We start from the raw sequence: 26062 nt of genomic DNA on the forward strand, positions 1-26062 counted from the left end.
GAAATACACCCTAATAAAATCTTTTTACTGCATCTTGCAGACTTGAAAAGATTTTGTTAGGGTGTATTTTGGCCTGTTTTCTAAAATAGCACGCTTCTTTAAAATAGAATTCATTTCAGGAAAATGCCGTGAGTATTAAAGGTGCATTACATATTAAAAAAATCAGTAACGATGGTACTTAGATAAAGCCTTTTAAGTGAGTAAATTGAAAGGGCTTAAGTGACGAAAGTGTTAGATTCTTCTTTTTACTGTAAGTTGAAAAAATGTTCTAATTTAAACAAATACTCTATACTTAAATTGAAAAGGAGAGAGTGATAATGAAAAATTGGTTGCAAAAAGAAAACACCTATTATTGGTTAACATTTATTGGCAAAACGCTCTTTTACTTCTGTGTCCTACTGATTCTGATTTATTTGTATCACTACAAGAACATTCAGGGCGGCACATTTATTTACAATGAATTTTAAGAGGTGAGAGCAGATGACTGTAACAAACATTATTGAACAAATTGATTCTTGGAGCGTAAAAGAACCAAATCGTATCGCCTATATTGATGAAAAAGAGTATACCTATGGTCAGTTAAAAAGATGGTCAGATCAGCTTGCTACCTTTTTAGCTGAAAAATTTGCTGATAGAAGACCTATTGTAGTTTACGGTGATTTAGAATTTGAAATGTTAGCCGCTTTTTTAGGTGCTAGTAAAGCAGGACATGCCTATATCCCCATCGAAGCTAATACGCCAAATGATCGGGTGGAGTTGATTTTAAATGTAGCGCAGCCTGCGTTAATCATTAGTGTGGAAGCGTGGCCTGATATTTCTTCTGACTGTGAAGTAATAACACCAAATGCATTAGCAGAAATTTTTGCTGCAAAACAAACTGTGGCGAAATTTGAAAGTGTTCAAAATGATGAAAATTATTATCTAATTTTCACCTCAGGTACCACAGGGGTTCCAAAAGGAGTACAAATTAGTCATAACAATTTATTATCCTTTGTAAATTGGACGCTAACTGATTTTGTTTTACCAGAGCAAAGTCGCTTTTTATCACAAGCCCCGTACTCATTTGATTTATCTGTCTTTGATGTTTATCCGGCATTGTGTTCAGGGGGCTCTTTAGTTCCTTTGAAAAAAGAAATTATCAACGATTTTAAGACCTTATTTGCCACATTACCAAAATTGGCATTGGAAGTTTGGGTTTCAACACCATCATTTATGGATATTTGCTTGATGGAAAAAGAATTCAACGCAAAAAACATTCCAAGTTTAACTACATTTATCTTTTGTGGTGAAGAGTTAACGAAAAAAACGGCTCAAAGTTTATTGGAACGTTTTCCTGCGGCTCATATTTACAATACCTATGGTCCTACAGAAGCGACAGTGGCGATTTCTGGTGTGGAAATTACTCCTGCATTATTAGAACAAGTTGACCGCTTACCAATTGGGTATGTAAAAGAGGATACAAAAGTAACCATTATGGATGAAATGAATGTATTAGCAGCCGGTGAGGTTGGTGAAATTGTCATTTCTGGACCAAGTGTTTCAAAAGGTTATTTGAATAATCCTGAAAAAACCGCTCAAGCTTTCTTTTTATTAGATGGTAACTGGGCTTATCGAACCGGAGATGCGGGGAGTTTACCAGCAGATGGATTATTACGTTACGAAGGCCGCATTGATTTTCAAGTGAAACTTCATGGCTATCGCATTGAATTAGAAGACGTAGATCATCATTTAAACCAAGTATCGCTAGTTAAACAAGCGACAGTGGTACCCAAGTATCAAGATCACAAGGTACAGCAATTGGTTGCTTTTGTAGTCGCCAATGAAAATGATTTTGCTAAAGAATTTCAATTAACCAAAGCCATTAAAGCTGAACTAGCTGAAGGTGTGATGGATTACATGATCCCACAACGCTTTGTTTATGTGGAACAATTACCTCGTAGTGCAAACGGTAAAATCGATCGTAAGGGTCTGATAAATGAGGTGAACGGCTAATGGTCTTTCCACATAGTATTCCCTATGCAGATCCTAAATACTTTTTATTATTGCTCGTTGCGTTTATTCCACTGATTTTAAGTATGTTGATTGCAGGTAAAAGGCCTTCTTTTTACCAAACCCTTGTGACGTTATTTTTCTTATACGTTAGTTTTGGCGGTGCAAGTTGGCATCAAGGGGTAGCGCTGATTGTCTATGTTGTTTGGCAAACGTTACTGGTTTACCTCTATTTTTTATATCGCCAGCAAAAAAATAGCAGTGGCGTCTTTTATACCGCCGTTGTCTTGGCAATTTTGCCTTTAGCCATTACCAAAGTCACACCTTTTTTCAATGGTGGTCATAGTTCTATATTAGGGTTTTTAGGGATTTCTTATTTGACCTTTAAATCGGTACAAATGATTATGGAAACTCGTGATGGCATGATTAAATCGTATAAAGTTTGGCATTACATCCAGTTTCTATTGTTTTTCCCAACGATTTCTTCTGGGCCAATTGATCGCTTCCGGCGGTTTGATAAGGACTTAGATAATCCTCCAACACCAGAAAAATATGTGGATCTTTTAGGTACTGGTATTCATCGCATTTTTGTCGGTTTCTTATATAAGTTTATTATCGGCTATTACTTTGGTTCAGTTTTGTTACCACCAATTGAGCGGGCTACTGTCGTCAATGGCGGTATCTCATGGGCCTTAGTTTTATATATGTATGTTTATAGTATGTATTTATTCTTTGATTTTGCAGGGTATAGTTTGTTTGCAGTTGGAACGAGTAATATTTTAGGTTACGAAACACCAATAAACTTTAATAAACCATTTTTAGCTTGGAACATCAAGGAGTTTTGGAATCGTTGGCATATGACGTTGTCTTTTTGGTTCCGTGATTACATTTACATGCGTTTAATGTTTACTTTATTGAAAAAGAAAGTATTCAAAAGTCGAATCGTTGCTTCAAATGTTGGTTACTTTGCCCTCTTTTTAATTATGGGGGTCTGGCACGGTTTGGCTTGGTATTATATCGTCTATGGTTTATACCATGCTACGTTGATTTGTTTAACCGATGCCTGGTTGCGTTATAAGAAAAAACATAAAAATTTACCGTCAAATAAGTTTACCCATGGATTGGCAATCTTCTTAAACTTTCAGGCAGTATGCTTTAGCTTTATGATTTTTTCAGGAATTTTAGATAAATTAATTTAAAAGAGGAGAATGAATAATGAAAGACACAGTATTAGACATTTTAGAAGAAATTACCGGAACAGATGAAGTAAAACAAAATTTAGATGTAAATTTATTTGATGAGGGCTTAATGGATTCTATGGCAACGGTTCAATTGCTAGTTGAATTAGAAGGACAACTAGATGTTCAAGTGCCTGTTTCAGAATTTGACCGCGAAGAATGGGATACACCAAATAAAATTATTGCTAAAGTTTCTGAATTAAAAGGAAATTAATTATGAAAAAAAAGCTTCTTGCTATTTTTGGGCCGGTAATAGCAGCTGTGGTCCTGCTAGCGCTGTTTTTCTTTTCACCTTTTAAGATTAATGACGAAGATAAAGGCTTATGGGAAAAAGCTAGCAGTTCCATGTCAGGAAATATTTTACGGGGGAATTCAATTAAAAATGAAGCCGTAAAATCAGGTGAATATGTACCGTTTTTTGGTTCTTCTGAACTAAGTCGTATCAGTCCTTTTCACCCGTCTGTTTTAGCCAAAAAATATAATCGAAATTACACTCCTTTTTTACTAGGGGCACCAGGGACGCAATCTTTAACGCAATACATGATGATGCAGTCATTTGGTAGTGATTTGAAAGATAAAAAAGTAGTCTTTATTCTTTCGCCGCAGTGGTTTGTCAAAGGCGGGATTAAACGTGCCTATTTTGATGCGTATTTTTCTGAATTACAAACTTATACTTGGGCGATTAAGCTAGACAAAGTTTCTGAAACTGACAAATACTTAGCTAAACGTCTGTTAGCTTATGGTAAAGTCAACCATGATGAAACCTTGAAGCTAATGTTAAGAGAAATTGCTAAAGGTAAAGTACCAACGACAAAACAAGTAGATGTGGCTAAATTCCATATCAACATGTTAAATCGAGAAGACGAACTCTTTAGTGAAATTGGCTTACTTTCAAAAAATTCACAAATTGCACAACAAGCAAAAAAATTGCCAGCTGCATACAATGAGCAAAAATTAGATGAACAAGCCAAAGAGATTGGTCAAAAAGCTACGACGAATAATTCTTTTGGCATTGAAAATAATTTTTATACGCATCGCATTAAACCACGGTTGGCTAAATTTAATGATTCACAGGTAAAATGGGATTATCGTTATTCAAAAGAATTTTCAGATTTCCAATTGGTTTTAGATCAACTTGCCAAAGAAAATACACAAGCCCTCTTTATTATTCCGCCAATTAACGGGAAATGGAGCGAATATACAGGCTTATCTCAAAATATGCTGCAAGAATTTAGCAAAAAAATCACGTATCAATTACGTTCTCAAGGCTTTAATCAAATTGCTGATTTCACCAATAAAGATCAGGAGCCTTATTTTATGACAGATACTATCCATTTAGGCTGGCGCGGATGGTTAGCAGCAGATCAATATATTCAACCGTTTTTGGAAGAAAAAACAGCCCAGCCAAGCTATCACTTGAATAATTATTTTTATTCACAAGATTGGCAAAATCAAAATCCAGAAACAATTAAATAATTTGTAACGGCAGTTGATGGCAAAGCTACATTTAGACCACCGCTTATTAAAAACAGTAGCTGGGACTATATTAATGTCCCGGCTACTGTTTTTATATGCCCCGTGTTATAATCAAGGACGTAATAAATAATGCTAGGAGTTGCAATTGAGATGGACAAAAGTGAAGAGCAGTTACTAATTGAATTAACCCAAGCTAGAGGTGTACCAGGCAATGAAGATGAAGTACGTGAAGTCTTTAAAAAATACGCTGCCCCGTTTGCCGAAGATATTTCTTTTGATGGTTTAGGTAGTGTTATTGCAAAACACGTAGGTGAAGGTGGTGGCCCGAAAATTTTTATTTCTGGTCATATGGACGAAGTTGGCTTTATGGTGACCAAAATCACCGAGCAAGGCTTTATTGAATTCCAAACATTAGGTGGTTGGTGGAGCCAAGTGATGTTGGCCCAACAAGTAGAAATTAAAACACAAGCGGGCAAATTAATTCGCGGTGTGATTGGTTGTAAACCACCCCATGTCCTAACTCCAGAAGCCCGAAAACAACCTTATGAAATTAAAGATATGTTCATTGATATTGGCGCAACAAGTCTCAAAGAAGCAAAAGATTGGGGCATTCGTCCAGGCGATATGATTACGCCATATATTGAATATGAGCGTTTAAACGGCGGTAAATTTTTACTAGCAAAAGCATGGGACAATCGTGTCGGTACGGCTGTTTCATTACGTGTTTTGGAAAACTTAGCAAAAGAAGGACACCCAAACTGTCTTTTTGCTGGTAGTGATGTCATGGAAGAAGTAGGTTTAAGAGGTGCAAGAACCAGCACACATTTAGTAAACCCAGATATTGCACTTGCACTAGATACCGGTACGGCTGGTGATACACCAGGTATGACGCCAAAAGAAGCCGATTCTAAATTGGGTGCAGGTCCGCAAGTTCTAATCTTTGATGCTTCGATGGTACCACATAAAAAATTATTGAACTTTGTTGTAAATGTTGCAGAAGAATTAGAAATTCCTTTCCAATATACGGTTATTACCGGTGGGGGAACAGACGCAGGGCAAATGCACTTAACTCGTGATGGCGTACCTTCTCTTGCCATTACAGTACCAGTGCGCTACTTGCATTCCCATACTTCAATTATTCACGAGGACGACTACTTAAACACAGTTAAATTAGTAACGGAAGTTGTTCGTCGTTTGGACGATGAGGCAGTTAAGGCCATTCGTAGTTATTAATTTATATCCTGTGGGATTGTTTCATTAGAATGTAAAAAGACTTTCCAGTCCTGTCATGTTTTTTTTAAGTTTACTTTTCGGTCAAACTTTTAAAAGAAGATGATTTGCTGGTAAAGTCTTTTTTATTGCTGAAAAAGGAGTCTTAAAACAGCTATTATTTCATGAAAAGAAAAGATTGTGCTAGCATAAAAGAAAAGAAAGGTGTGAAGAAAATGAAATTAACTGTCTTAGGCTGTCTAGGCGCCTATCCTTATAAAGGACAAGGAACTACAGGTTACTTGTTACAAACAAAGGATTTTAATTTATTGCTAGATTGTGGTAGCACTACTTTGGTGGAATTAGAAAAACACTTAGATCCACTAGCATTGGATGCTGTTATAATTTCTCACTATCATCACGACCACATTGCAGACTTGGGTGTTTTACAATATTATTTTCAACTATTTCCAGCGGAAAACAAGAAAATTTTGCCGATTTACGGTCATACTTTAGATGAATTTCATTTTAATGATTTAACAATGCCCAATGTATCAGAAGGTCGTCCTTATTGCGAATCAAAACAGTTGGAATTGGGACCGTTTTCTGTTACATTTATGAAGACGATTCATCCTGTAACTTGTTATGCAATGCGCTTTGTAGAAAATGATACAGGTAAAGTATTTGTATTCACTGGTGACTCGGGTTATTTAGCGGACTTCAATGAATTTGCGAAAAATGCGGACCTCTTTTTAGCCGACACGTATTTATTTAACGGCCACGAACATCACAAAGCTCACTTTACAGCGCAAGAATCAGGCACCTTTGCCAAAAATGCGAATGTTAAGAAATTGGTTTTAACACACTTGCCGCAATTTGGGGAATTACAATTATTAAAAGAGCAAGCCCAAGTTGCCTCAGGAGCAGTACCAGTTGAATTAGCAGCTATAGGTAAAGAATTTTTGATTTAAGGATGAAGCTGAAGTTCAAGAAAAATGTGTCGTCAACAACGAGGAGGATGTATTGTGATTTTCGTACCAAATGAAAACAATGACCCAAGAGTAAACTTAGCAATTGAACATTTTTTGGTTCAGGAGTATCCCTTAACCGAGCCAATTTTATTGTTTTATATTAATGAACCATCCATTATTATTGGACGCAATCAAAATACCATCGAAGAAATTAATCAAGAATACGTGGAGGAACACGGTATCCATGTAGTTCGTCGTTTAAGTGGTGGTGGGGCTGTTTATCATGATCTAGGGAATTTGAATTTTAGCTTCATTATGCCAGATGATGGAGATTCATTTAGAGACTTTGAAAAATTAACTAAACCAATTGTAGCTGCCTTACAAGAGATGGGGGTTAAAGGTGCCCAATTAAAAGGGCGCAATGATTTGGTGATTGATGATCAAAAATTCTCTGGTAATGCGATGTATGCGACAAACGGTAGAATGTTTGCTCATGGAACCATTATGTTTGATAGTGATATTAACGAAGTCGTTAATGCTTTAAAAGTTCGCAAAGATAAGATTGAATCAAAGGGAATTAAGTCGATTCGTTCTCGGGTAACCAATGTGAAACCTTTCTTGCCGGCAGATAAACAAAACATGACCACGAAAGATTTCCGGCAAGAAATTTTGTTGAAAGTCTTTGGTGTTACCGACCCAAGAGATGTTAAAACATATGAGTTGACTGCCGATGATTGGGAAAAAATCAATCAAATTTCAAAAGATTACTATCGCAATTGGGATTGGAATTACGGTCGCTCCCCAGAATTTGATTTGGAGCGCCGTAAACGTTTTGCCATCGGCTCAATTGAAGTACGTTTAAATGTTCAAAAAGGAATCATTACCGCGGCTAAAATTTATGGTGATTTCTTTGGTTTAGGTGATATTAAAGATGTTGAAACAGCACTCGTTGGTGTGAAATATGAAAAAGAAGCACTAACAAAAGCAGTTGAAAAAATTGACGTAAAAAAATACTTTGGGAATATTACACAAGAAGAATTTTTAGAATTACTTTATTAATAAAAATATAAAGGTTCTAGTAAAAAGTCGCGATGACTTCTTACTAGAACCTTTAGTTATCTAAACTATTTATTAATATGCGCGGGCAATCCATAAAGTGTGTTTTGCAGGTTTGCCACTCACTAAGTCAAACTCTTTTTCCATTGGAACTTCAAAGGGAATATTACGGGTTGTAAAACCTGTTTCTTCTTTGATTTTGGCTTCGGTTTCTTCGCTACCATCCCAACCAACTAAAACAAAACCAGGAACTGTACCGGCTTCATTACATTTTTCAATGTGAGCTTTTAATTCATCCAAGGTATTAATGTCATAATGTTCGTTTGCTTTATTGCGTGCTTTGGCTTTTTCTAATAAGCGTTTTGGCATAATAGCTAATTGGTCAGCCACGTAAGCATCTAATTCTTCAAAGGTGACCGTATTTTTTTCAGCTAAGTCGCGTACTTTTACCATTACGTGACCATTTTCCAAATCACGAGGACCGCATTCAATCCGCAAACAAGCGCCTTTTAATTCCCACTCGTTGAATTTATAACCTGGCGAATTATCCGTATCATCAAGACGAACGCGGTAACCAGCTTTTTTGAAGGTGGCAAATAATGTGTCTAATTTTTCCATAATGGCTGGATTTTTCTTCCAAGGACCAACTGGCATTAAAACAATCTGAGTTGGTGCAACTGTTGGTGGAAAGACTAAGCCATTTTCATCCCCGTGAGTCATAATTAATGAGCCCAACAAACGTGTTGACATACCCCAAGAGGTTGTGTGCACATGGGTGTGTTTGTTTTCTTTCGTCAAATACGTAATATCAAAGGCTTCAGCAAATTTTGTGCCTAAATAATGAGAGGTCCCTGCTTGAACAGCTTTACCATCTTGCATCATCGCTTCAATTGAAAACGTATCAACAGCACCGGCAAAACGTTCAGAAGGCGTTTTTTGCCCTTTATAAACCGGAATGGCTAAAAATTCTTCGGCTAAACGAGCGTATTCATCTAAAATAGCCATTGTCCGTTTTCTGGCATCAGCTTCATCTGCATGTGCAGTATGCCCTTCTTGCCATAAAAATTCCGATGTGCGTAAGAATGGCAATGTTTTTTTCTCCCAACGGAAAACGTTAGCCCACTGATTGATTTCATAAGGTAAATCGCGATAAGAGTTAATCCAATCAGAAAAAGCAGAACCGATCATTGTTTCAGAAGTAGGGCGTAGTGCCAAAGGTTCATCTAATTTTTCATCGCCAACTTCAGTTACCCAGGGTAACTCAGGGGCGAAGCCTTCAATGTGGTCTGCTTCTTTCATAAAGAAACTTTTTGGAATTAACATTGGGAAATAGGCATTACGAATATCTTGGGTTTTTAAAAACTGATTGAATTCTTCTTGAATGTGTTCCCACAATTCAAAGCCGTCAGGGCGAAAAATAATTGAGCCCCGAACAGGCGAGTAAGCCATTAATTCGGCTTGTTGAATGGTTTTTAAATACCATTCAGTAAAATCATTTTTTTGTTCAGACATAGTGTCTCCTCCTAAATAAGTTACTTTTTTGACCTTGGTTATAAAAAGGCAAAATAAAAACGCACTCCATCCTAAAAAAGGACGAAATGCGTGAATTTCGCGGTACCACCTTTATTGACTGTTTTACAGTCCAGCTCAAAAACAAGGATAAGGGCCTTAACCCGATTATTTTCATAATCATTGCCATCGGGAGGTTCACAAAATCAGTGGGTACCAAATTTTCAGCAAAACATTGGCTCTCTAAACCATGATTTCAATACTAATCCGACTGTCTCTATGCTAATGGCAAATGCCAAAAAATGCAAGTCAAAATTATTTTAAACATTAAGGGATAAGGATAAGCTGATTTTATCTTGATTGTCATCTTGTAGTTGTGTTAGCTGACCACGATATTTTTTGGCAACTTTCTCAATGGCAAACAAATCCAATGCCTCTTTTTGAGGAAAATCAGTGGTGATGCTGCGGTCAAAAATATTGGTATGGTAATGGGCAGTATGACTACAGTGAATTTGTAATGTCTCGTTTATACAGTGAATTTGCAAGTGAATCTGTCGTTCTTTTGGGTCGTGAATCGCATAGGTCTCCCGCGTTGCATGTTCTAAAAGGTGCACTAAAATTTGACTTAAATCATCATCAGCCACATTTAAATCTTGTGGTAAATCTGCACTAAAGGAAACGGTGATACTTTTTTTATCTGCATTTTTTTGATAGCGACTCAAGATTAAATTTGTTAAAGTATGCGCAGAAAAATCACCGATAATATTCAATTGATTGGTTTCATCTAGAAGCTTAGCTAAGTATTCATTGACGGCTGGTAAATTGCCGTCTTCGCCTAAATCGCTGATTAGCAGTAAATTTTGTTTGAACTCTTGACGGAGTTGTTCCAACTCTTGCAGGTGACCAACAACAGCTGTGTGATTGTCCTCCAAAAGCTCTGTTTTCAGTTCTAGAAAATGCATTTGGCGCTTGTTTTGTTCATTGGCGGTTAGACCTTCAACTAAGGTATAAATGAAAATGACCAATAGGATCACGGCAAATAAAAGACCTGAAATATTGACGAGATAAAAATTCGACTGTGCGACGCTGGTGATATAAATAAAACAATGGGCCATGGCAACTAAGACGATCCAAGGTGTGCAAATGACAAAAAAACGATTTTTTTGGTGGGCTTCAGTAATTGCAGCAATGGTAGTTGCTAAGGTGCCAAAAATATTAGCGGCATCAATGTAAAATTTTACTTCTGGCAAATCAATTTTAGTAAAAACAGCCCAAAGTAAAATTAATAAATCAAAGCTAATATGAAAAATTACCCATAGTCGGTAGTACTGTTGGCTTTTTTTCATTTTTAAACAATAATAAGAAATTAGAAATATTGGCGTAAAAATGGCCAGAAGTAATGCCATCGTTGAGTTCACTAATGGACTAAATAACAATCCCGCTAAAATATCTCCAGCGGCAGCCTCCAAGGCAATAGTGAGGGCAAAACAAGCTAACAAAATCAATTCCCAATTTAGCCGTTTTTGTTTAATTAATTCAGAACCAATAAAGACCATAATGGCTAGACTGATAAACGTGCAAACAATTAGAATTAGAATTTGGGGCAAGGAAACCGATACAACATAGGATAAAAGAGAATCTGCATCGCCAATAAATACACGGGCGGGGATACCGGCATAATTTTTATACGGGCTACTGACTTCAAGCCGCAATGTTTTACCAACATAGTTTTTAGGCAATTGCACTTCTGTCATGATATTGCCGGGATTTTTTTTGCCTAATAAAGTTGGGGTCACCGTTTTTTGGCTGTGTTCATAGACGGTTTTATCGTCGACTGTGACTTTTAACCATTGATGATTTCCTTGAATTAATAAGGTTGGATTAGAAACTTTACGAATCATCGTTCGTTCCATTACCATGGTTTCGTTGGGTGCAACACTATTTAACCGCTTGACATAACGACTTTTAAATAATGTGATGGGGTCATCTTTGGCGTAATAGACCCAAGTATCTTTTATTTCTGCCATCGCAGATTGTGAGAAGGGGGCATTTAGTGCTTGCACAAAAAAAATGCCCACTGCAACAAAAGTCATAATAACAAGAAAATAAGGAATCCAGATAATTTTTTTATTATACTTTTTTAAATTTTCATTATCTAATCTTTTCATAATGTTGAAATTCCTTTCAGATTATAAGGATAGTTGTCTAAAAATATCGTAGTTCTTTTTATGTTTTTATAAATGAATTTTACTATTCTGTTTAATAACGATGTTTTTTTTAATAAGTATAAAAGCCTTTAATTATATTTGTTATCGTTTATACCTCAGTTTAATTGTTATTTAAACTAGGGTCAACAAGCAGCGGAAATTATTTTTCATTTTATTTTAAAAAGAAAATAACTTTCTAACAAAAATGGATAAAATGAACAGGGATGCTTTTAAATAACGGACGATATGTGATATAATTTCGTTGGAATTAAAAATTAAAAAGAATTATATGAGGAGGTGTGGCATGACGAATTTCAAGCAGATGGGCCTATTGGGTTCAGTTATTGTGACAATTGTAATGGCACTGGCTTTGTTGATCACGTTATTGCCGCATCTTTTTGGGATGACAATTTCAATTGTAAAAGACAATGATATGCAACCAACGTATCCAAAAGGTAGTTTGATTTTTGTACGTCAAGTAGAACCAGAGAGTATTTATGTTGGAGAAGTTGTCACGTATTACGTGAACCAAGGAGAAAGCATCCAAACGCGTCGCGTAGTTGCCAAAGAAAAAAATCACGTTTTTTACACCAAAGGAGACGGCAACGAACAAATGGAAATCGGCTATGTAAGTAGCCGCAATTTAATTGGACAGCCAGTTATTCACTTACCTTACTTGGGGCATTTTGTTTCCCGGGAACTTTTGGATTTGGTACAACAAATATTTTGGCTAATTGCTGGCTTCATCACATTAACGACGATTTGGCATTTGGTCGAACACGTTATACATAATAGACAAGTTCGCGACTATTAATTTTAATGGTTGCGGACTTTTTTGTTCCTTCGTATAATGACAAAAGCGAGGTGGAGAATTTGTTAAATGAAATGATGGACAGACCGGTCGTGGATGCACGGCTCGTTGATTATATGCGAACCAAACAAAAGCCTTTGACGGGGCAATTGGGTGAATTAGAAGAAGATGCTCACAAAAGGCGGGTACCGATAATTCCCCATGAGACAGTTGTCTTTTTGCAATTTTTACTTGGACAAATAAAACCAAAAGAAATTTTAGAAATTGGTGCAGCTATTGGTTTTTCTTCTAGTCTGATGGCCCAATATGTGGGAGCAGGTCATGTAACGACGATTGACCGCTTTGATTTAATGATTAAAGAAGCAAAGGCAAATTATGAAAAATTAGGTTTAACAAAAAAAGTGACCTTAATAGAAGGCGATGCTGCTGAAGTTTTACCTACATTAACAGGCCCTTATGACTTTATGTTTATGGATAGCGCAAAGTCAAAATATATTGCATTTTTACCAGAATGTATACGTTTATTAAAAGTTGGCGGAGTATTGATGGTAGATGATGTTTTTCAAGGTGGCACGATTTTAGATCCAGTGGAAGATATTCCGCGGAAAAATCGCAGCATCCATCGTAAATTAAATCAATTTTTAGATGTCGTGATGACACACCCGGATTTAACTTCAAGTTTAGTGCCTTTAGGTGATGGAATTTTATTAATTACCAAAGAAAAAGAAATGATTTCTTTTTAGTTTAATTTCCATTTAAGTTAGACAGTCTATCTTAAACTAAAAAGAGGTAGTCTCGTCATGGCAAATAAATGGTTAAAAGGAGTTTTATGGTTGGGATTGTTGGCTTTTTTATTAAATACTTTTCACGTAAATGCTAAAGCAGAGGATAGAAAAGTACCGATTACATTGGAAAATGAAGCATTAGTAATGGTCCCAGGCACGGGTGCGACGGTGGACCGTTTTGATAAATTAATTGTCCAATTGCAAAAGACAACTGCATGCGAGGTTTTGAAAATCACGGTGCAGACAAATGGCCAATTAACGATTAAAGGTGAGTTATCACAAAAAGCCAGTCAGCCGATTATCGTCATTGGTTTTGCTGACAGCTCAGAAGAGACCGTCCCAAAACAAGCAGTATGGTATGAAAAAGCAATGACTTACGTTCAGCACCAATATGGTGTTGAACATTATAATTTTCTTGGCCACTCCAATGGCGGGTTGGTTTTGACGGATTATTTGGAGTATGTTTCTTTGTCAATTGATCCCAAGCCAAATAAAATTTTATTTTTAGGAACGCCATTTAACGATGTGGGATGGAAGTATAATGAAATGACACCGACTTTTAATGAAGTAAAAAAAGTCAGTGATGTTTTAAAACGCTATTTGGATAATAAACAGCGTTTGCCTAAGACAATTTCTGTCGTTAGTGTAGCTGGAAATGTTGCCGATGGGAATTCTGACGGGACTGTACCTGTTACAAGTCTTCTGGCTGGAGAACTAATTTATGGCGACAGTCAAAGTTATCAAACGTTTCTTGTGACCGAAAATGCGAAACATAGCCAGTTGGTTGTTCATCCTACGGTTATGCGATTAATTCAAACTTTTTTATGGTCGGCGAAAAAATAACGTATTTATTAAGAAAACTGATTGACATTAGGTGGTCAGTTTTCTATAATGAACTTTGTTGCTATGTCATAGTAGCTCAGCCGGATAGAGCATCCGCCTTCTAAGCGGACGGTCGGGGGTTCGAATCCCTCCTGTGACGCTAAAAAACCGCTAGAAATTAATATTTCTAGCGGTTTTTCTTTTTGGATTAAAAGTAGACTGATTAATAATTTGAAACCAAGGCGCCATGATTGCCGCGTTCTTTGTTTAGTGAGCTGTGTGGCGGACAAATTTAAAATGCAGCGATTTATTTTTTCTTTCTGGTGTCGTTTCTTGCAAAGCTTTTTTTATGATTTTTTCACGTGATTGCTTGTAAGCGTCTATTCGGCGGGCTAAAATTTCTTCTTTTGTCGTTTTCATAATAATCCCTCCTGTGTTTGATGTAATACAAGGGTAGCATCATCGCGGTCGCATTTCGAAGATATTGCTTGTAGTTTAGTGAACATACGTATGGCTTAAATGCAAAAAAAACAGATAAACACGAAAAGAATTTAATCCATGGTGTTTACCTGCCAGATAAGTTTTTATTCTGCTGTTTGAAAAGCTACATTTATATCTAATATTCCTTCATCAGAACGTAAAACGAAATTACCGTAACTACCACTACGATCTAATGTGATGTTATAGGGTAAAAAGTTTTTTTCATAATCGGATATATACACTTGATATTGCTCGTTTTGTAGCTGTTCACTAAAAGGCGCTATTTTTTCTTTAATGGGTTTAATCAAAAAACGATCCCCAATCATACAACATCCTTGGGCTGATGAAAATTGATTTGAACCGTCATTTAAAGCTAATATAAAAGATTTGCTGCCGGCTAATTTATCTGCTAAGTAAAAAGCAGCTTCATTGGTAATGTTTAGTTTCATACGATCATCTCCTAGCGGCAGTATAAGCCCAGTGGCCAAAAATGAAAAATATTCTGCTTTATTAACGGTTTTTACTTAAAATAAAGTCATAGTCATGTGTAGTTTCTTTTTCTGAAGACGCGACGTTGGCTTTTTTACCGGTAAATTTCAATTCAATAGTGGTAACGTCATCGGCGTCTGCCAATTTTTCTAGTGGATAAGCTGCTGTTCCGGTCACGGTTTTATTTGCAGGGATTTTTCCACCAAATTCGTCCATCGCTAAATTACCTGTCGTTTGCCCACTGGTATTGGTAGTTAAAACGCCTTTTTCAGGGGCGACATTTACCGCAGTATCGCCAGTTTCAATTGTAAAATGCATTAAAACGTAGCCTTCGTATTCCTTGTTTTGTTTATCTTTATAATCTTTGATTTTAATGATTTTACATTCATCGCTGGTAATCGTTACATTTTCCCAATTGGCATCTTTTAAAGTGACGTCGTATTCTTTAGTACCAACTAATTTAGCTTTGGTCGCACCTGTCTTTTCAGCTAGTTGTTGATATTGAGCCTGATTGATTAATAAGTCGGGATTTTTATCGATACTCGTGGCTGTTGTTTTTTTTGTATTGTTTGGACTTGTTGCTAGCGTTACGTCTGTTGTACTTTTTTCGCGACAGCCTGATAATAACAAAGCCGCAGTTAGTAGCAGGGGAAACAATATCTTTTTCATCGCCATCCTCTTTTCGTTAGAAAAATTATTCTTTAATTAAATTTTAACATTTGTATGGGATAGCGCAAGCGAGAAGTCGGGCTTTAGCCTGATTTTATTCCCAAGAAGCTTATGCTATAATTGTCGTTAGATTAAAAAGAAATTTTTGGATTTGAATTTTTTTATGAAATACGTTTTAATGTCGTATTTTATTTATTGCTTGTTCAGCTGATGTTTAACTAGGGTATAAGAGGAGTAATACAAGCAAGTTTATAAATTAGATTTGAAGGGATTTTATTATGATAAAAATTACCATGTTTTCTCGAGCCGACACGATTAAAGGCCAAGGGGTGGGAAGTGCTTATAATGAGTTAATCAAGCTATTAAAGGCGCGTTTTAGCAATGATTTTGACGTACAGATCAATACCTATAAAAAATCAGACATCTCCCATTACCACACAATTAACCCGGAGTTTTATTTGTCGACCTTTTTTAAGAGACGTCGTGGTATTACCGTGGGATACGTTCACTTTTTACCTGAAACACTGGAAGGAAGCATTCATTTAGCCAAGCCGATTCAAAAGATTTTTAATTGGTATGTGTTATCTTTTTATCGGCGGATGGACAAATTGGTAGTTGTAAATCCTAGCTTTATTCCTGAGTTGAAAAAAGCCGGAATACCCGCAGAAAAAATCAGTTATATTCCTAATTTTGTTTCAGCAGAAGAGTTCTACCAAATGTCCCCAGAAAAAAAATTAGCGCTCCGTCAAAGTCATAAGATAAAACCAGACAAATTTGTCGTTTTAGGTGTGGGGCAAATTCAAAAGCGTAAAGGTGTAGATGATTTTATTCGTTTAGCAAAAGAGAATCCTGAGGTTTCCTTTATTTGGGTGGGGGGATTTTCTTTTGGCAAAATAACGGATGGCTATGAAGAATATAAAGAGGTTTATGAAAATCCACCTGCTAATTTAACCTTTACAGGCATTATTGATCGCAGCGAGTTGGTTGATTATTATAATATGGCCAATATTTTCTTGCTACCTTCTTATAATGAATTATTTCCGATGAGTATTTTAGAATCTTTTAGCTGTCAAACGCCGGTAATGGTCCGCAATTTAGCGCTGTATGAATCCGTTATTTCCGGCTACTATCTTGGAGCAGATAATTTTGAAGAAATGAATCAGGATATTAAAGCATTGCAAAGAAACGAAGCGTTATTAAAAAAATATGCTTGTCTTGCTCATGATGCTTCCAATTATTATTCTGAATCCCATGTAGGAGAAATTTGGTATGACTTTTATACCGGTCTTTTAAAGAAAGAGGCAGAAGAAGTTAATATTTAAAAACGCAACTATCGTTTTTCTGACAGGTTAGCAATAGTCAGTTAAAAAGCGGTAGCTGCGTTTTTTACTTATTAAAGATAGTTTTATAGTCTTTATTTTTAAAATTAGTTATTATCGACTGTTTGTAACAATTGACCGATGACTTGCCAATCGGCTTTTATTAAAGGGGCTAATTTACGGTTATAAAAAATGGCTGCCGGGTGAAAGAGGGGAACGATTGTGTAATCTTTTTTAGACCAAACGTAGCTTTCCATTTTTTCATTTAGCATTTGAATCGGGTGTTTGATTATTTGACCATGGAATTTACTAACGGTGTAAGTATTTCCTAATAAACGTTTTAGGCCGATATTTCCTAGTGTTGCGATTAACTTTGGCTTTACTGCTTTGATTTCATAATCTAAAAGTGGGGCATGGGCAAAAACTTCTTTTTTTGAAGGCGTGCGATTTGGGTAAACAATCTCTTTGGCACCTGTCTTTTTATTGACTCGCTCGTTTATTTTATAAGGGCGACTTCTAAGCGCACTGGTAATATAAACATCTTCTCTTGTTAATCCAACACTTGCAAAACACGCCATTAATTCTTTTCCCGCTTGTCCGCTAAAGGGAATCAAATTTTCAATTTCTTTGCGGCCAGGAGCTTCACCAACAATCATTAATTTAGGATCTAGTGGACCACTGCCTGTAACAAAGCCTTCCAAGGCGTAATTTTTTGAACGCTCATTGACTATTTTAACCAGTTCTTTTGGATACTCCATCTTTATCCCTCCTATTTTTAGTATAACGCTACTCGTTTATAATAATGAAAAGTTATGTTTTTTATGAAGCTTAAAATTTACTTTTTCTTTTAGAAGAAAACTAATTGACGTCACGCTCATTTTTTGGTAAAGTGTAAATGTTGTAATTGTGGACTCCACAGCTACAACCGCTCAGAACAAGTATTAAGCACATTATGTCACTTGGGATGGCGAGTCTAAGTATATTATAAGGAGGTGCTTTAGAGCATGTACGCAATTATCAAAACTGGTGGTAAACAAGTTAAAGTTGAAGTTGGTCAAGCAATCTACGTTGAAAAATTAGACGTTGAAGCTGGCGGCAAAGTAACTTTTGACGAAGTTATCTTAGTAGGTGGCGAATCAACGAAAGTTGGCGCTCCAACTGTTGCAGGCGCAACTGTTGAAGGAACTGTTGAAAAACACGGTAAACAAAAGAAAGTTGTTACTTTCAAATACAAACCTAAAAAACACTCTCACCGCAAGCAAGGTCATCGTCAACCATATACTAAAGTGGTTATTGACGCTATTAACGCTTAATACTTGCGAGAAAGGTCGCACTAATGATCAAAGGGACATTCAAACGCAATGACTCTGGCCAGATTGTTACTTTCACATTGACAGGGCATGCCGAAGCTGGGCCATATGGTAGTGACATTGTTTGTGCTGGTGTTTCTGCGCTAGCAATCAGTACCATTAACGGCATTGATGCTTTAGCTGGGGTTGCACCTAAAGTTGAAGCAAACGGATCTGAAGGCGGCTATCTTAAAATGGATGTCGTGTCAGGTTTAACTCAAGAACAAACTAACATTGAACAAATTCTTTTAGAAAATTTGTTGTTAGGTTTACAGTCAATTGAAGCCGAAAACAGTGAGTTTATTCAAATTAATACGATTACAGAAAAATAGGAGGTGCATCTCATGTTGATGAAAATGAATTTGCAATTCTTCGCGCATAAAAAAGGTGGCGGTTCTACTTCTAACGGTCGTGACTCTGAATCTAAACGTTTAGGCGCTAAACGTGCGGACGGTCAAACTGTTACAGGTGGCTCAATCCTTTACCGCCAACGCGGTACTAAAATTTATCCAGGTGTAAACGTGGGTAAAGGTGGCGACGATACTTTATTTGCTAAAGTTGACGGCGTAGTACGTTTTGAACGTAAAGGCCGTGACAAAAAACAAGTGTCTGTCTATCCAGTAGCGAAAGAAGCTTAATTAAAAATGAAGTGTCGGTATTCGAATGAATGTCGACACTTTTTTTGTAGTTTTATAAGTTATGATTTGGAGTTTTTATGTTGAAAAGAGGTTAATCCATTGGAAGGAACTGTTAAATCTTTTAATGAAAAAGGCGGCTATGGTTTTTTAGTAAATGCCCATAAACAGGATATGTTTGTTTATCAAGATGATATTGTAATGCCTTCAGATAAGGTACTTTTCGCCGGCCAAAGAGTGACCTATGAGGTTGCTACCAATCAAAAGGGGCAGCAAAAAGCGATTAACGTAAAATTGATAAATTAGAAACTGACATGACATGTCAAAAACAACTTGCAGAAATAAAATATAATGTGCTACGCTCTGTAAAAAAAGAGGGTTCCTATGACAGAAAAAATTCGTATTGCATCAAAGCAAGATGCCGCAGCAATCCTAGCAATTTACGCGCCGTATGTAAAAGAAACGGCTATCACATTTGAATATGAAGTTCCTACTTTAGCAGATTTTGAAAAACGGATTGAGCAAACGCTAGCTCGTTATCCTTATCTAGTAGCAGAAAAAGAAGGGGTAATTGTAGGTTATGCATATGCTGGTGCTTATAAAGGGCGGTCTGCTTATGATTGGAGCTGTGAAGTAACAATCTATTTAGCCAAAGGTGAGAAGAGTCGGGGATTAGGGACACGTTTGTACCAAGCTCTAGAAGCGGAATTGTACAAACAAAATGTCGTACAATTACTAGCTTGTGTCACGGCGGGAAATAGTGCTAGTATCAAATTTCATGAAAAACTAGGGTATCAACAAGTCGGTAATTTTCCTAATGTGGGTTACAAATTTAATCAATGGTACGATATTTTATGGCTACAAAAAGCGTTACAAGAAGTACCTCGTCTACCTGCAGACTTTATTGCTTATCAAAAAACAAAAGACTTACGCTGAAAATTGCGTAAGTCTTTATTAATAGCCTGTACGGGATTCGAACCCGTGTCTCCGCGCTGAGAACGCAGCGTCTTAAACCCCTTGACTAACAGGTCAAATTACTACGCTATTTATCTTAGCACTTTTTTTCTTGCTGTAAAGGAAAAGCACTTGTGTCATCTTACAAAAATGTTCGACACTTGATAGTTTAAACGCCGGTTAAGTGACGGAATCTTTGTTAGACTAGGGTAAATTAGTAAGCCATTTGTTAATATATTAAAAATGGTATTGTTTTAAAGGAGTGGAGCAATGAGTTTAATTGGTGTTGGCAGTTTTATCTTTGGTTTTGTATTGTTTGGGGTTGCCCTGATAAAAAAACAAGTGACGAAACAAAAAATAGTGCAATCGGAAACATTTCAATTAGCGGCATTATTAATTTTTGTCGGTTCATTTATTTTAGCTATGCCCCATTTGGGTATTTAATTATTAGTAACATAATAGTAGAGAAGTCATTTAAGGTGCTTATAGCTTAAATGGCTTTTTAGTTTGCGCTTTAAAGGAAAAAAGTTATAATGAAACAACACAGATGACACACTAGCACAAATAAGGTGAGGAGATTCAATGACCAAGAGAATTGAACGTGTTTATCAGTTTGTTGCAACAAACGATCAGTTTCAAACGGGACTCACCACAAATGATGTGGCAGAAGGTCTTGTATTGCAGCGAACAAATGTAAGTAAGGATTTAAATAAATTAGTCCGTGCGCAACGCTTGCTTAAAATTGATGGCCGACCTGTTCGCTATACTGTTGCAAAATTAGATGATGCAATAGACGAAAATGAGATAAATCAAGCGTCTTATCCTAAAAATGAGCACGTGGCGAGTTATAAAGAATTTAGCATCCCTAAAAAAAAGCAAGGTATCCCTCAAGAATTACGGTTCGGTGATATTTTTTCACGAATTATTGGTTCTAATGGCAGTATGAAAAATGCTGTTGAACAAGCAAAAGCAGCAATTTTGTATCCGCCAAAAGGATTAAATTGTCTCATCACAGGCCCTACTGGTTCAGGTAAAACGTATTTTGCTCACGCGATGTTTCGTTTTGCTGTCACCAGTCAGGTAATTGACAAGGAAAAAGAATTAATTGTTTTTAACTGTGCTGACTACGCTAATAATCCTGAGCTTTTAATGAGCCATTTGTTTGGTTATGTAAAGGGTGCTTTTACTGGAGCAGAGCAAGATAAAACAGGGATTATTGACCAAGCAGATGGGGGAATGTTATTTCTTGATGAAATTCATCGCTTACCACCAGAAGGTCAAGAAATGGTCTTTTATTTTATGGACCATGGGACTTTTTCTCGTTTAGGTGAAAGTAGTAAAAATCATAAGGCTGACGTGCGCATTGTGGGCGCGACAACAGAAGACCCAAGTTCGTCTTTATTAGATACTTTTGTTCGTAGAATTCCGATTAATATTCAGTTGCCGGCATTTGATCAACGGCCAGCAAGTGAAAAAGTTGATTTAGTCAAGGTGATGGTCGCCCAGGAAGCAGGTCGGATTGATCGGCAAATTTCTCTATCAGAAGATGTGGTTAAGGCTTTAATTGGTAGCGTTAGTTACGGCAACATTGGACAATTGAAATCAAATGTCCAACTTGTTTGTGCCCGTGGTTTTTTAAATCATATGAACAGTGATGAAATGAATATCACGATTGAGGACTTGCCAGAAGGGATTCGTTCGGGATTACTATTATTGGCCAATAAACGAGAAATCTTAAATGAGCTATCCAAAATTTTAGATCCTCAAATTGTAATTACACCAAATGATCAAATGATTTTAATCCAGCAAGATACGTACGAATTACCGTATAATTTGTACGATATCATCGGAGATAAAGCTGCATTATTAAAAGCAGACGGACTAGATCAAGAAACGATTAATCACTTTATTTCGACAGATATCAATGTTCATTTGAAATCTTTTTATAAAAATCATGGTTTTGCTTTTAATGCAGATAATAAATTAGCTGAATTTGTTGATCAAAAAGTGATTGATACGACGAATCATATTTATGATATGGTACAGGAAAAATTAGGCTATGCTTTTCAGCAAAACTTTGTCTATGCTATGAGTTTGCACATTAGTTCTTTTTTGAAAAAATTAGAACACGGCGAAGAACGAAGTACAAATGACAATATTCGCCAAATGGTAGCCGGTTTTCCAGCTGAATTTCAAATTGCTCAAAAAATTCGTACCTATATTAGTGGAAGTTTTCATGTCGAAATTCCTGAAAGTGAAGATTATTACTTGGCAGTTTTGCTAATTTCTTTACGCGCAAACCAACAAGATGGCAAAATCGGAGTTGTTGTGGCGGCTCACGGCAATAGCACAGCTACGAGTATGGTGGAAGTGGTAACGCAATTATTAGATATTGATCAAGTGCAAGCTGTAGACATGCCTCTTGATATGCCGCCAAAAGTTGCCTTGGAAAAAGTTAGTCGCGCCGTTACCGAAGTTGATGATGGTTCTGGGGTCATGTTATTAGTGGATATGGGTTCATTGGCAACGTTTGGTAATGAAATTACCCAAAATACGGGTGTTGAAGTACGGACAATCGATATGGTGACAACGGCAATTGTTTTAGAAACAGTGCGAAAAGCTTCTGTTTTAGGAACGGATTTAGATAGTCTGTTTGAATCATTACATCGATTTAGTGGTTATACATTAATGTCACCACAACAAAATAATAATGTTACTACAGCAAAACCTACTGCTATTTTGGCAGTATGTGCTTCAGGAGAGGGTACCGCCCAGCGAATCAAAGAAATTATTCAACGTTCTTTAAGTGGTGAACAAAAGCAGTTGCAAGTAATTACGCAATCGGTAGTTACATTGCCAGAGCAATTACGGCAAATTCAAACAGACTATAATTTAATTGCGGCAACTGGAATTGTCGATCCAAAGATTAATGCGCCATTTATTCCTTTAGATCGTTTTATCAATCAAGATGTCAAAGCGATTTTAAATCGACTACTATTGGATAGTGAACAGCTGCTTTCATATCCAAATGAAGCAATGCAAGAAGAAAAGGCTGTAGAGTTGATCAAACGCTTTATTAGTGAGAATTTTACTTTTATTAATGGAGAAAAACTTGCTCAACCCATTTGGGATTTTGTTTCAAATCTGGTGGAAGATGTTGGATTAAGTGATCATGAATTTGGTTTAGAAGTCAACTTGGCTTTGCATACAGCGGGTTTGTTGGAACGAGTAGTATTAAAGCAGCCACTTGCCGTAACAAAAGAAGAAGAACAGCAACTAACTGCTGATCCAATTTACGAACAAGTGCATAATCATATTCAATCTTTTGGGCGAATGTTACGCTTAGGTGTTCCACCGGCAGAAGAATATTATGTTTTAGAAGTATTGAAGACGCGCATTGAAGAGTCAAAAGAAAAGACTGTATCACCAAAAACGTAATTAAAATACAATACACAAAAAACGACACACTTTAACACAGTGTGTCTTTTTTTGTGTATCGAAATTTTCATAGATTATTCTTTATAATTAAGGATTTTTAAAATTGTGTATCGTTTTTGAAGTTGGCACACATCTTGCTTATATATAGGTGACACAGGAGGTGAATACTCTGGCGTGAGCAGAGTTTAAAATTTTTGCTGCTCAGTTTTATTAAGTAGGAGGGTTGCTTGTGAGCATTGATATTGCCTTAGCGCGCATTGATGATCGTCTGATTCATGGACAAGTTGCGACGGCCTGGTCCAAACAAACCGGGATTGAACGCATTCTAGTTGTATCAGATGAGGTGGCCCAAGATCAGTTACGTCGGTTTTTGTTGCAAGAAGCTTCCCCACCAGGAATCAAGTCAAATGTGATTAGTGTTGATAAGATGATTACACTTTATCATGAAGATTTATTGGCTAATCAAAAGGTTATGTTGTTGTTTACCGATCCAAATGCTGTTGAACGTTTGGTTCGCGGCGGTGTTTTGTTGACTTCAATTAACATTGGTGGAATGCGATTTACTGTTGGAAAGAAGATGTTGACCAATTTTGTCTCTTTAGATCAAGCTGATATTGCCTCTTTTCAATTTCTTGCTTCACAAGGTATTGAATTAGAGTTGCGAAAGGTACCAGCAGATCGCAAAGTCTACTTAATGGAATTGTTGGAAAAGGAAAATTTTGTCTAGTTGGTTTTAATCGTCGCATTTTTGAGAAATTATTTATTTATCCCTTAGACGATTAGTAAAACAAAAATGTTATAGGAGGTATACAGATGGTAGGAATTATCCTGGCTAGTCACGGAGAATTCGCTGAAGGCATCTTGCAATCCGGCGCAATGATTTTCGGAGAACAAGAAAATGTTAAAGCAGTAACTTTAATGCCAAGCGAAGGTCCCGATGATGTAAGAGCCAAAATGGAAGCAGCGATTAGTTCTTTTGATGATCAAGATGAAGTATTATTCTTGGTCGATCTTTGGGGCGGAACACCATTCAACCAAGCGAATAACTTGTTTGAAGCCCACAAAGACAAATGGGCAATTGTTGCCGGCATGAACTTGCCAATGGTCATTGAAGCATACGCTTCACGCTTTTCAATGAACTCTGCACAAGAAATTGCAGCTCATATCATTGAAACTGCGAAGGAAGGTGTCCGGGTTAAACCAGAAGAATTAGAACCACAAATCGCGGCTCCAGCAGCAGCTGGAACAGGACAACCAACAGGTGCTATTCCTGAAGGTACAGTTTTAGGCGATGGTCATATCAAATTTGTTTTAGCACGAATTGACTCTCGTTTATTACACGGTCAAGTCGCAACAGCTTGGACAAAAGCAGTTGGTCCTAACCGCATCATTGTTGTTTCTGATGCAGTTGCCAAAGACGATTTACGTAAAAAATTAATCGAACAGGCTGCTCCTCCAGGTGTTAAAGCTAACGTTATTCCAATCTCTAAAATGATTGAAATAGCAAAAGACCCACGTTTTGGTAATACAAAAGCGTTATTGTTGTTTGAAAACCCAGAAGATTTGTTGAAAGCTGTTGAAGGTGGCGTTGATATTAAAGAAGTTAACGTTGGTTCTATGGCCCATTCAGTTGGTAAAGTTCAAGTCAACAAAGTGTTATCAATGAATAATGAAGACGTTCAAACTTTTGAAACATTAAAAGACAAAGGAATTACTTTTGACGTACGTAAAGTACCAGCTAACTCAAAAGAAAACTTTGACGAATTGTTGAAAAAAGCAAAAACTGAATTGGCAAACGCCAATTAGTCATAAGAAAGAGGAGGCTTAATCATGCACGATTTAAACATAATCCAAATGATTTTAGTGGTCATCGTTGCTTTCTTAGCTGGTATGGAAGGTATTTTGGACCAATGGCAATTCCACCAACCACTAGTAGCATGTACGTTGATCGGTTTAGTAACTGGTAACTTAGAAGTCGGAATCATCTTGGGTGGTTCACTACAAATGATCGCCCTAGGTTGGGCAAATATCGGTGCCGCAGTTGCACCAGATGCTGCTTTGGCAGCTGTCGCATCCGCAATTATTTTAGTTTTAGGTGGACAAGGAAAAGCTGGTGTTGCATCTGCTGTTGCCGTTGCTATCCCACTAGCTGTTGCTGGTTTGTTCTTAACAATGATCGCACGTACTTTAGCTGTGCCAATTATCCATATCATGGATAGCGCGGCTGAAGAAGGCAACTACCGTAAAATTGAACTATGGCAATGGATTGCAATTTGTATGCAAGGCTTACGTATTGCTATTCCTGCTGCCGCTTTACTATTGATTCCTGCTGACACAGTACGTGGCTTCTTAGAATCTATGCCTGCTTGGTTAACAGATGGTATGGCAATCGGTGGTGGTATGGTAGTAGCCGTTGGTTATGCAATGGTTATTAACATGATGGCAACTCGTGAAGTATGGCCATTCTTTGCTATCGGTTTTGTGGTAGCGGCTATTTCACAATTAACATTAATCGCATTAGGTGCTTTAGCTATTTCTATCGCTTTAATTTACCTACACTTAGAAGAAACTGGTGGTTCAGGTAATGGCGGTGGTGGTAACACAGGCGACCCATTAGGCGATATTTTGAACGACTATTAATCTTGAAGGAGGAGAA

At 36.9% G+C, this 26062-nt stretch carries 28 protein-coding genes, 2 tRNA genes and 1 other annotated feature; of the genes, 23 read left to right on the forward strand and 7 right to left on the reverse strand.

All coding sequences use genetic code 11. From position 1 onward, the window contains the following. The first annotated feature begins 317 nt into the window (after nucleotides 1-317). From dltX to lplA, 8 genes are all read left to right on the forward strand, one after another. Nucleotides 318-467, forward strand: a complete 150-nt coding sequence (gene dltX / locus AC6R0T_RS04055) for a teichoic acid D-Ala incorporation-associated protein DltX (RefSeq protein ID WP_303754463.1) — start codon at nucleotides 318-320, stop codon at nucleotides 465-467. 13 nt (nucleotides 468-480) lie between these two features. Beyond that, the gene (dltA, locus tag AC6R0T_RS04060; RefSeq protein ID WP_206903835.1) at nucleotides 481-1992 is read left to right on the forward strand and encodes a D-alanine--poly(phosphoribitol) ligase subunit DltA; all 1512 of its coding nucleotides are present in this window, start codon (nucleotides 481-483) and stop codon (nucleotides 1990-1992) included. Beyond that, the gene (gene dltB, locus AC6R0T_RS04065) at nucleotides 1992-3188 is read left to right on the forward strand and encodes a D-alanyl-lipoteichoic acid biosynthesis protein DltB (protein ID WP_303754462.1); all 1197 of its coding nucleotides are present in this window, start codon (nucleotides 1992-1994) and stop codon (nucleotides 3186-3188) included. Before dltA ends, dltB begins: the two co-directional genes overlap by 1 nt. A gap of 16 nt (nucleotides 3189-3204) precedes the next feature. Continuing rightward, nucleotides 3205-3441 carry a D-alanine--poly(phosphoribitol) ligase subunit DltC gene (gene dltC / locus AC6R0T_RS04070; protein WP_016172567.1) on the forward strand — a complete coding sequence of 79 codons (237 nt, stop codon included), beginning with the start codon at nucleotides 3205-3207 and terminating at the stop codon, nucleotides 3439-3441. Between the two features lie 2 nt (nucleotides 3442-3443). Continuing rightward, the gene (gene dltD / locus AC6R0T_RS04075) at nucleotides 3444-4703 is read left to right on the forward strand and encodes a D-alanyl-lipoteichoic acid biosynthesis protein DltD (protein WP_303754461.1); all 1260 of its coding nucleotides are present in this window, start codon (nucleotides 3444-3446) and stop codon (nucleotides 4701-4703) included. A gap of 150 nt (nucleotides 4704-4853) precedes the next feature. Further along, a complete protein-coding gene (locus tag AC6R0T_RS04080; protein ID WP_206903838.1) occupies nucleotides 4854-5936 on the forward strand; it encodes a M42 family metallopeptidase in 1083 nt (360 codons plus the stop codon). A 212-nt stretch (nucleotides 5937-6148) separates the two neighbouring features. Further along, nucleotides 6149-6883, forward strand: a complete 735-nt coding sequence (locus AC6R0T_RS04085; protein WP_303754460.1) for an MBL fold metallo-hydrolase — start codon at nucleotides 6149-6151, stop codon at nucleotides 6881-6883. Between the two features lie 54 nt (nucleotides 6884-6937). Next, on the forward strand, nucleotides 6938-7942 hold the full coding sequence (lplA, locus tag AC6R0T_RS04090; protein WP_206903840.1) for a lipoate--protein ligase: 1005 nt from the start codon (nucleotides 6938-6940) through the stop codon (nucleotides 7940-7942). Between the two features lie 72 nt (nucleotides 7943-8014). On the opposite strand, the gene proS is transcribed toward lplA, so the two are convergent. Continuing rightward, the gene (gene proS, locus AC6R0T_RS04095; protein WP_303754459.1) at nucleotides 8015-9451 is read right to left on the reverse strand and encodes a proline--tRNA ligase; all 1437 of its coding nucleotides are present in this window, start codon (nucleotides 9449-9451) and stop codon (nucleotides 8015-8017) included. A 317-nt stretch (nucleotides 9452-9768) separates the two neighbouring features. Beyond that, nucleotides 9769-11616 (reverse strand): ATP-binding protein, encoded by a 1848-nt coding sequence (locus AC6R0T_RS04100; RefSeq protein ID WP_303754458.1) that lies wholly within the window; start codon nucleotides 11614-11616, stop codon nucleotides 9769-9771. A 343-nt stretch (nucleotides 11617-11959) separates the two neighbouring features. Here AC6R0T_RS04100 and AC6R0T_RS04105 point away from each other — a divergent pair, with 343 nt between their 5' ends. From AC6R0T_RS04105 to AC6R0T_RS04120, 4 genes are all read left to right on the forward strand, one after another. Next, on the forward strand, nucleotides 11960-12469 hold the full coding sequence (locus tag AC6R0T_RS04105) for a signal peptidase I (protein ID WP_206903842.1): 510 nt from the start codon (nucleotides 11960-11962) through the stop codon (nucleotides 12467-12469). Between the two features lie 59 nt (nucleotides 12470-12528). Next, on the forward strand, nucleotides 12529-13209 hold the full coding sequence (locus AC6R0T_RS04110) for an O-methyltransferase (RefSeq protein ID WP_303754457.1): 681 nt from the start codon (nucleotides 12529-12531) through the stop codon (nucleotides 13207-13209). Nucleotides 13210-13266: 57 nt separating this feature from the next. Then, a complete protein-coding gene (locus AC6R0T_RS04115) occupies nucleotides 13267-14094 on the forward strand; it encodes an alpha/beta hydrolase (protein ID WP_303754456.1) in 828 nt (275 codons plus the stop codon). Between the two features lie 65 nt (nucleotides 14095-14159). Beyond that, nucleotides 14160-14233 (forward strand) — tRNA-Arg (locus AC6R0T_RS04120). 107 nt (nucleotides 14234-14340) lie between these two features. On the opposite strand, the gene AC6R0T_RS04125 is transcribed toward AC6R0T_RS04120, so the two are convergent. The 3 genes from AC6R0T_RS04125 to AC6R0T_RS04135 form a co-directional block, all read right to left on the reverse strand. Further along, on the reverse strand, nucleotides 14341-14493 hold the full coding sequence (locus tag AC6R0T_RS04125) for a hypothetical protein (RefSeq protein ID WP_206903844.1): 153 nt from the start codon (nucleotides 14491-14493) through the stop codon (nucleotides 14341-14343). A gap of 164 nt (nucleotides 14494-14657) precedes the next feature. Then, a complete protein-coding gene (locus AC6R0T_RS04130; protein ID WP_303754455.1) occupies nucleotides 14658-15002 on the reverse strand; it encodes an iron-sulfur cluster biosynthesis family protein in 345 nt (114 codons plus the stop codon). A gap of 61 nt (nucleotides 15003-15063) precedes the next feature. Beyond that, on the reverse strand, nucleotides 15064-15711 hold the full coding sequence (locus AC6R0T_RS04135; RefSeq protein WP_303754454.1) for a hypothetical protein: 648 nt from the start codon (nucleotides 15709-15711) through the stop codon (nucleotides 15064-15066). A gap of 278 nt (nucleotides 15712-15989) precedes the next feature. On the opposite strand from AC6R0T_RS04135, the gene AC6R0T_RS04140 reads away from it, so the two are divergent. Beyond that, nucleotides 15990-17033: a glycosyltransferase family 4 protein gene (locus AC6R0T_RS04140; RefSeq protein WP_303754453.1), complete on the forward strand. Its 1044-nt coding sequence runs from the start codon at nucleotides 15990-15992 to the stop codon at nucleotides 17031-17033. Between the two features lie 104 nt (nucleotides 17034-17137). Here the strand turns inward: AC6R0T_RS04140 and AC6R0T_RS04145 are convergent, their stop codons facing one another. Further along, the gene (locus AC6R0T_RS04145) at nucleotides 17138-17788 is read right to left on the reverse strand and encodes a uracil-DNA glycosylase (RefSeq protein WP_303754452.1); all 651 of its coding nucleotides are present in this window, start codon (nucleotides 17786-17788) and stop codon (nucleotides 17138-17140) included. Nucleotides 17789-17943: 155 nt separating this feature from the next. After that, nucleotides 17944-18015 (forward strand) — a sequence feature (ribosomal protein L21 leader region). Nucleotides 18016-18034: 19 nt separating this feature from the next. Between AC6R0T_RS04145 and rplU the strand changes: the two genes are divergently transcribed. From rplU to AC6R0T_RS04170, 5 genes are all read left to right on the forward strand, one after another. Further along, nucleotides 18035-18343, forward strand: a complete 309-nt coding sequence (gene rplU / locus AC6R0T_RS04150) for a 50S ribosomal protein L21 (RefSeq protein WP_016172553.1) — start codon at nucleotides 18035-18037, stop codon at nucleotides 18341-18343. Between the two features lie 23 nt (nucleotides 18344-18366). After that, nucleotides 18367-18711, forward strand: coding sequence for a ribosomal-processing cysteine protease Prp (locus AC6R0T_RS04155; RefSeq protein ID WP_303754451.1), 345 nt, complete (start codon nucleotides 18367-18369; stop codon nucleotides 18709-18711). 12 nt (nucleotides 18712-18723) lie between these two features. Further along, on the forward strand, nucleotides 18724-19017 hold the full coding sequence (rpmA, locus tag AC6R0T_RS04160) for a 50S ribosomal protein L27 (RefSeq protein WP_016172551.1): 294 nt from the start codon (nucleotides 18724-18726) through the stop codon (nucleotides 19015-19017). Between the two features lie 99 nt (nucleotides 19018-19116). Continuing rightward, complete coding sequence (locus tag AC6R0T_RS04165) at nucleotides 19117-19320, forward strand: cold-shock protein (RefSeq protein ID WP_206903849.1); 204 nt, start codon at nucleotides 19117-19119, stop codon at nucleotides 19318-19320. A gap of 78 nt (nucleotides 19321-19398) precedes the next feature. After that, nucleotides 19399-19950, forward strand: a complete 552-nt coding sequence (locus tag AC6R0T_RS04170; protein ID WP_303754450.1) for a GNAT family N-acetyltransferase — start codon at nucleotides 19399-19401, stop codon at nucleotides 19948-19950. 22 nt (nucleotides 19951-19972) lie between these two features. On the opposite strand, the gene AC6R0T_RS04175 is transcribed toward AC6R0T_RS04170, so the two are convergent. After that, nucleotides 19973-20045: transfer RNA gene (locus tag AC6R0T_RS04175), tRNA-Glu, on the reverse strand. 193 nt (nucleotides 20046-20238) lie between these two features. Between AC6R0T_RS04175 and AC6R0T_RS04180 the strand changes: the two genes are divergently transcribed. The 5 genes from AC6R0T_RS04180 (at nucleotide 20239) to AC6R0T_RS04200 (ending at nucleotide 26046) form a co-directional block, all read left to right on the forward strand. Beyond that, on the forward strand, nucleotides 20239-20412 hold the full coding sequence (locus tag AC6R0T_RS04180) for a hypothetical protein (RefSeq protein ID WP_206903851.1): 174 nt from the start codon (nucleotides 20239-20241) through the stop codon (nucleotides 20410-20412). Between the two features lie 138 nt (nucleotides 20413-20550). Further along, a complete protein-coding gene (locus AC6R0T_RS04185) occupies nucleotides 20551-23406 on the forward strand; it encodes a sigma-54-dependent transcriptional regulator (protein WP_282461401.1) in 2856 nt (951 codons plus the stop codon). 235 nt (nucleotides 23407-23641) lie between these two features. After that, nucleotides 23642-24133, forward strand: a complete 492-nt coding sequence (locus tag AC6R0T_RS04190; RefSeq protein ID WP_206903913.1) for a mannose/fructose/sorbose PTS transporter subunit IIB — start codon at nucleotides 23642-23644, stop codon at nucleotides 24131-24133. A gap of 86 nt (nucleotides 24134-24219) precedes the next feature. Continuing rightward, nucleotides 24220-25212, forward strand: coding sequence for a mannose/fructose/sorbose PTS transporter subunit IIB (locus AC6R0T_RS04195; protein WP_303754449.1), 993 nt, complete (start codon nucleotides 24220-24222; stop codon nucleotides 25210-25212). A gap of 24 nt (nucleotides 25213-25236) precedes the next feature. Further along, a complete protein-coding gene (locus AC6R0T_RS04200) occupies nucleotides 25237-26046 on the forward strand; it encodes a PTS mannose/fructose/sorbose transporter subunit IIC (protein WP_303754448.1) in 810 nt (269 codons plus the stop codon). Nucleotides 26047-26062: the final 16 nt, after the last annotated feature.

It is taken from the genome of Enterococcus sp. S86.2 (assembly GCF_059834485.2).

Excerpts from the sequence above, each read along its gene's own strand:
- AC6R0T_RS04130 (WP_303754455.1), bottom strand. The coding sequence starts at position 15,002 with ATGAAACTAAACATTACCAATGAAGCTGCTTTTTACTTAGCAGATAAA.
- dltC (WP_016172567.1), top strand. The coding sequence starts at position 3,205 with ATGAAAGACACAGTATTAGACATTTTAGAAGAAATTACCGGAACAGAT.
- AC6R0T_RS04085 (WP_303754460.1), top strand. The coding sequence starts at position 6,149 with ATGAAATTAACTGTCTTAGGCTGTCTAGGCGCCTATCCTTATAAAGGA.
- AC6R0T_RS04100 (WP_303754458.1), bottom strand. The coding sequence starts at position 11,616 with ATGAAAAGATTAGATAATGAAAATTTAAAAAAGTATAATAAAAAAATT.
- AC6R0T_RS04105 (WP_206903842.1), top strand. The coding sequence starts at position 11,960 with ATGACGAATTTCAAGCAGATGGGCCTATTGGGTTCAGTTATTGTGACA.
- AC6R0T_RS04170 (WP_303754450.1), top strand. The coding sequence starts at position 19,399 with ATGACAGAAAAAATTCGTATTGCATCAAAGCAAGATGCCGCAGCAATC.
- dltA (WP_206903835.1), top strand. The coding sequence starts at position 481 with ATGACTGTAACAAACATTATTGAACAAATTGATTCTTGGAGCGTAAAA.
- AC6R0T_RS04180 (WP_206903851.1), top strand. The coding sequence starts at position 20,239 with ATGAGTTTAATTGGTGTTGGCAGTTTTATCTTTGGTTTTGTATTGTTT.
- dltD (WP_303754461.1), top strand. The coding sequence starts at position 3,444 with ATGAAAAAAAAGCTTCTTGCTATTTTTGGGCCGGTAATAGCAGCTGTG.
- AC6R0T_RS04135 (WP_303754454.1), bottom strand. The coding sequence starts at position 15,711 with ATGAAAAAGATATTGTTTCCCCTGCTACTAACTGCGGCTTTGTTATTA.
- AC6R0T_RS04115 (WP_303754456.1), top strand. The coding sequence starts at position 13,267 with ATGGCAAATAAATGGTTAAAAGGAGTTTTATGGTTGGGATTGTTGGCT.
- proS (WP_303754459.1), bottom strand. The coding sequence starts at position 9,451 with ATGTCTGAACAAAAAAATGATTTTACTGAATGGTATTTAAAAACCATT.
- AC6R0T_RS04200 (WP_303754448.1), top strand. The coding sequence starts at position 25,237 with ATGCACGATTTAAACATAATCCAAATGATTTTAGTGGTCATCGTTGCT.
- AC6R0T_RS04155 (WP_303754451.1), top strand. The coding sequence starts at position 18,367 with ATGATCAAAGGGACATTCAAACGCAATGACTCTGGCCAGATTGTTACT.
- AC6R0T_RS04140 (WP_303754453.1), top strand. The coding sequence starts at position 15,990 with ATGATAAAAATTACCATGTTTTCTCGAGCCGACACGATTAAAGGCCAA.
- AC6R0T_RS04080 (WP_206903838.1), top strand. The coding sequence starts at position 4,854 with ATGGACAAAAGTGAAGAGCAGTTACTAATTGAATTAACCCAAGCTAGA.
- AC6R0T_RS04125 (WP_206903844.1), bottom strand. The coding sequence starts at position 14,493 with ATGAAAACGACAAAAGAAGAAATTTTAGCCCGCCGAATAGACGCTTAC.
- AC6R0T_RS04195 (WP_303754449.1), top strand. The coding sequence starts at position 24,220 with ATGGTAGGAATTATCCTGGCTAGTCACGGAGAATTCGCTGAAGGCATC.
- rpmA (WP_016172551.1), top strand. The coding sequence starts at position 18,724 with ATGTTGATGAAAATGAATTTGCAATTCTTCGCGCATAAAAAAGGTGGC.
- rplU (WP_016172553.1), top strand. The coding sequence starts at position 18,035 with ATGTACGCAATTATCAAAACTGGTGGTAAACAAGTTAAAGTTGAAGTT.
- AC6R0T_RS04185 (WP_282461401.1), top strand. The coding sequence starts at position 20,551 with ATGACCAAGAGAATTGAACGTGTTTATCAGTTTGTTGCAACAAACGAT.
- dltX (WP_303754463.1), top strand. The coding sequence starts at position 318 with ATGAAAAATTGGTTGCAAAAAGAAAACACCTATTATTGGTTAACATTT.
- dltB (WP_303754462.1), top strand. The coding sequence starts at position 1,992 with ATGGTCTTTCCACATAGTATTCCCTATGCAGATCCTAAATACTTTTTA.
- AC6R0T_RS04145 (WP_303754452.1), bottom strand. The coding sequence starts at position 17,788 with ATGGAGTATCCAAAAGAACTGGTTAAAATAGTCAATGAGCGTTCAAAA.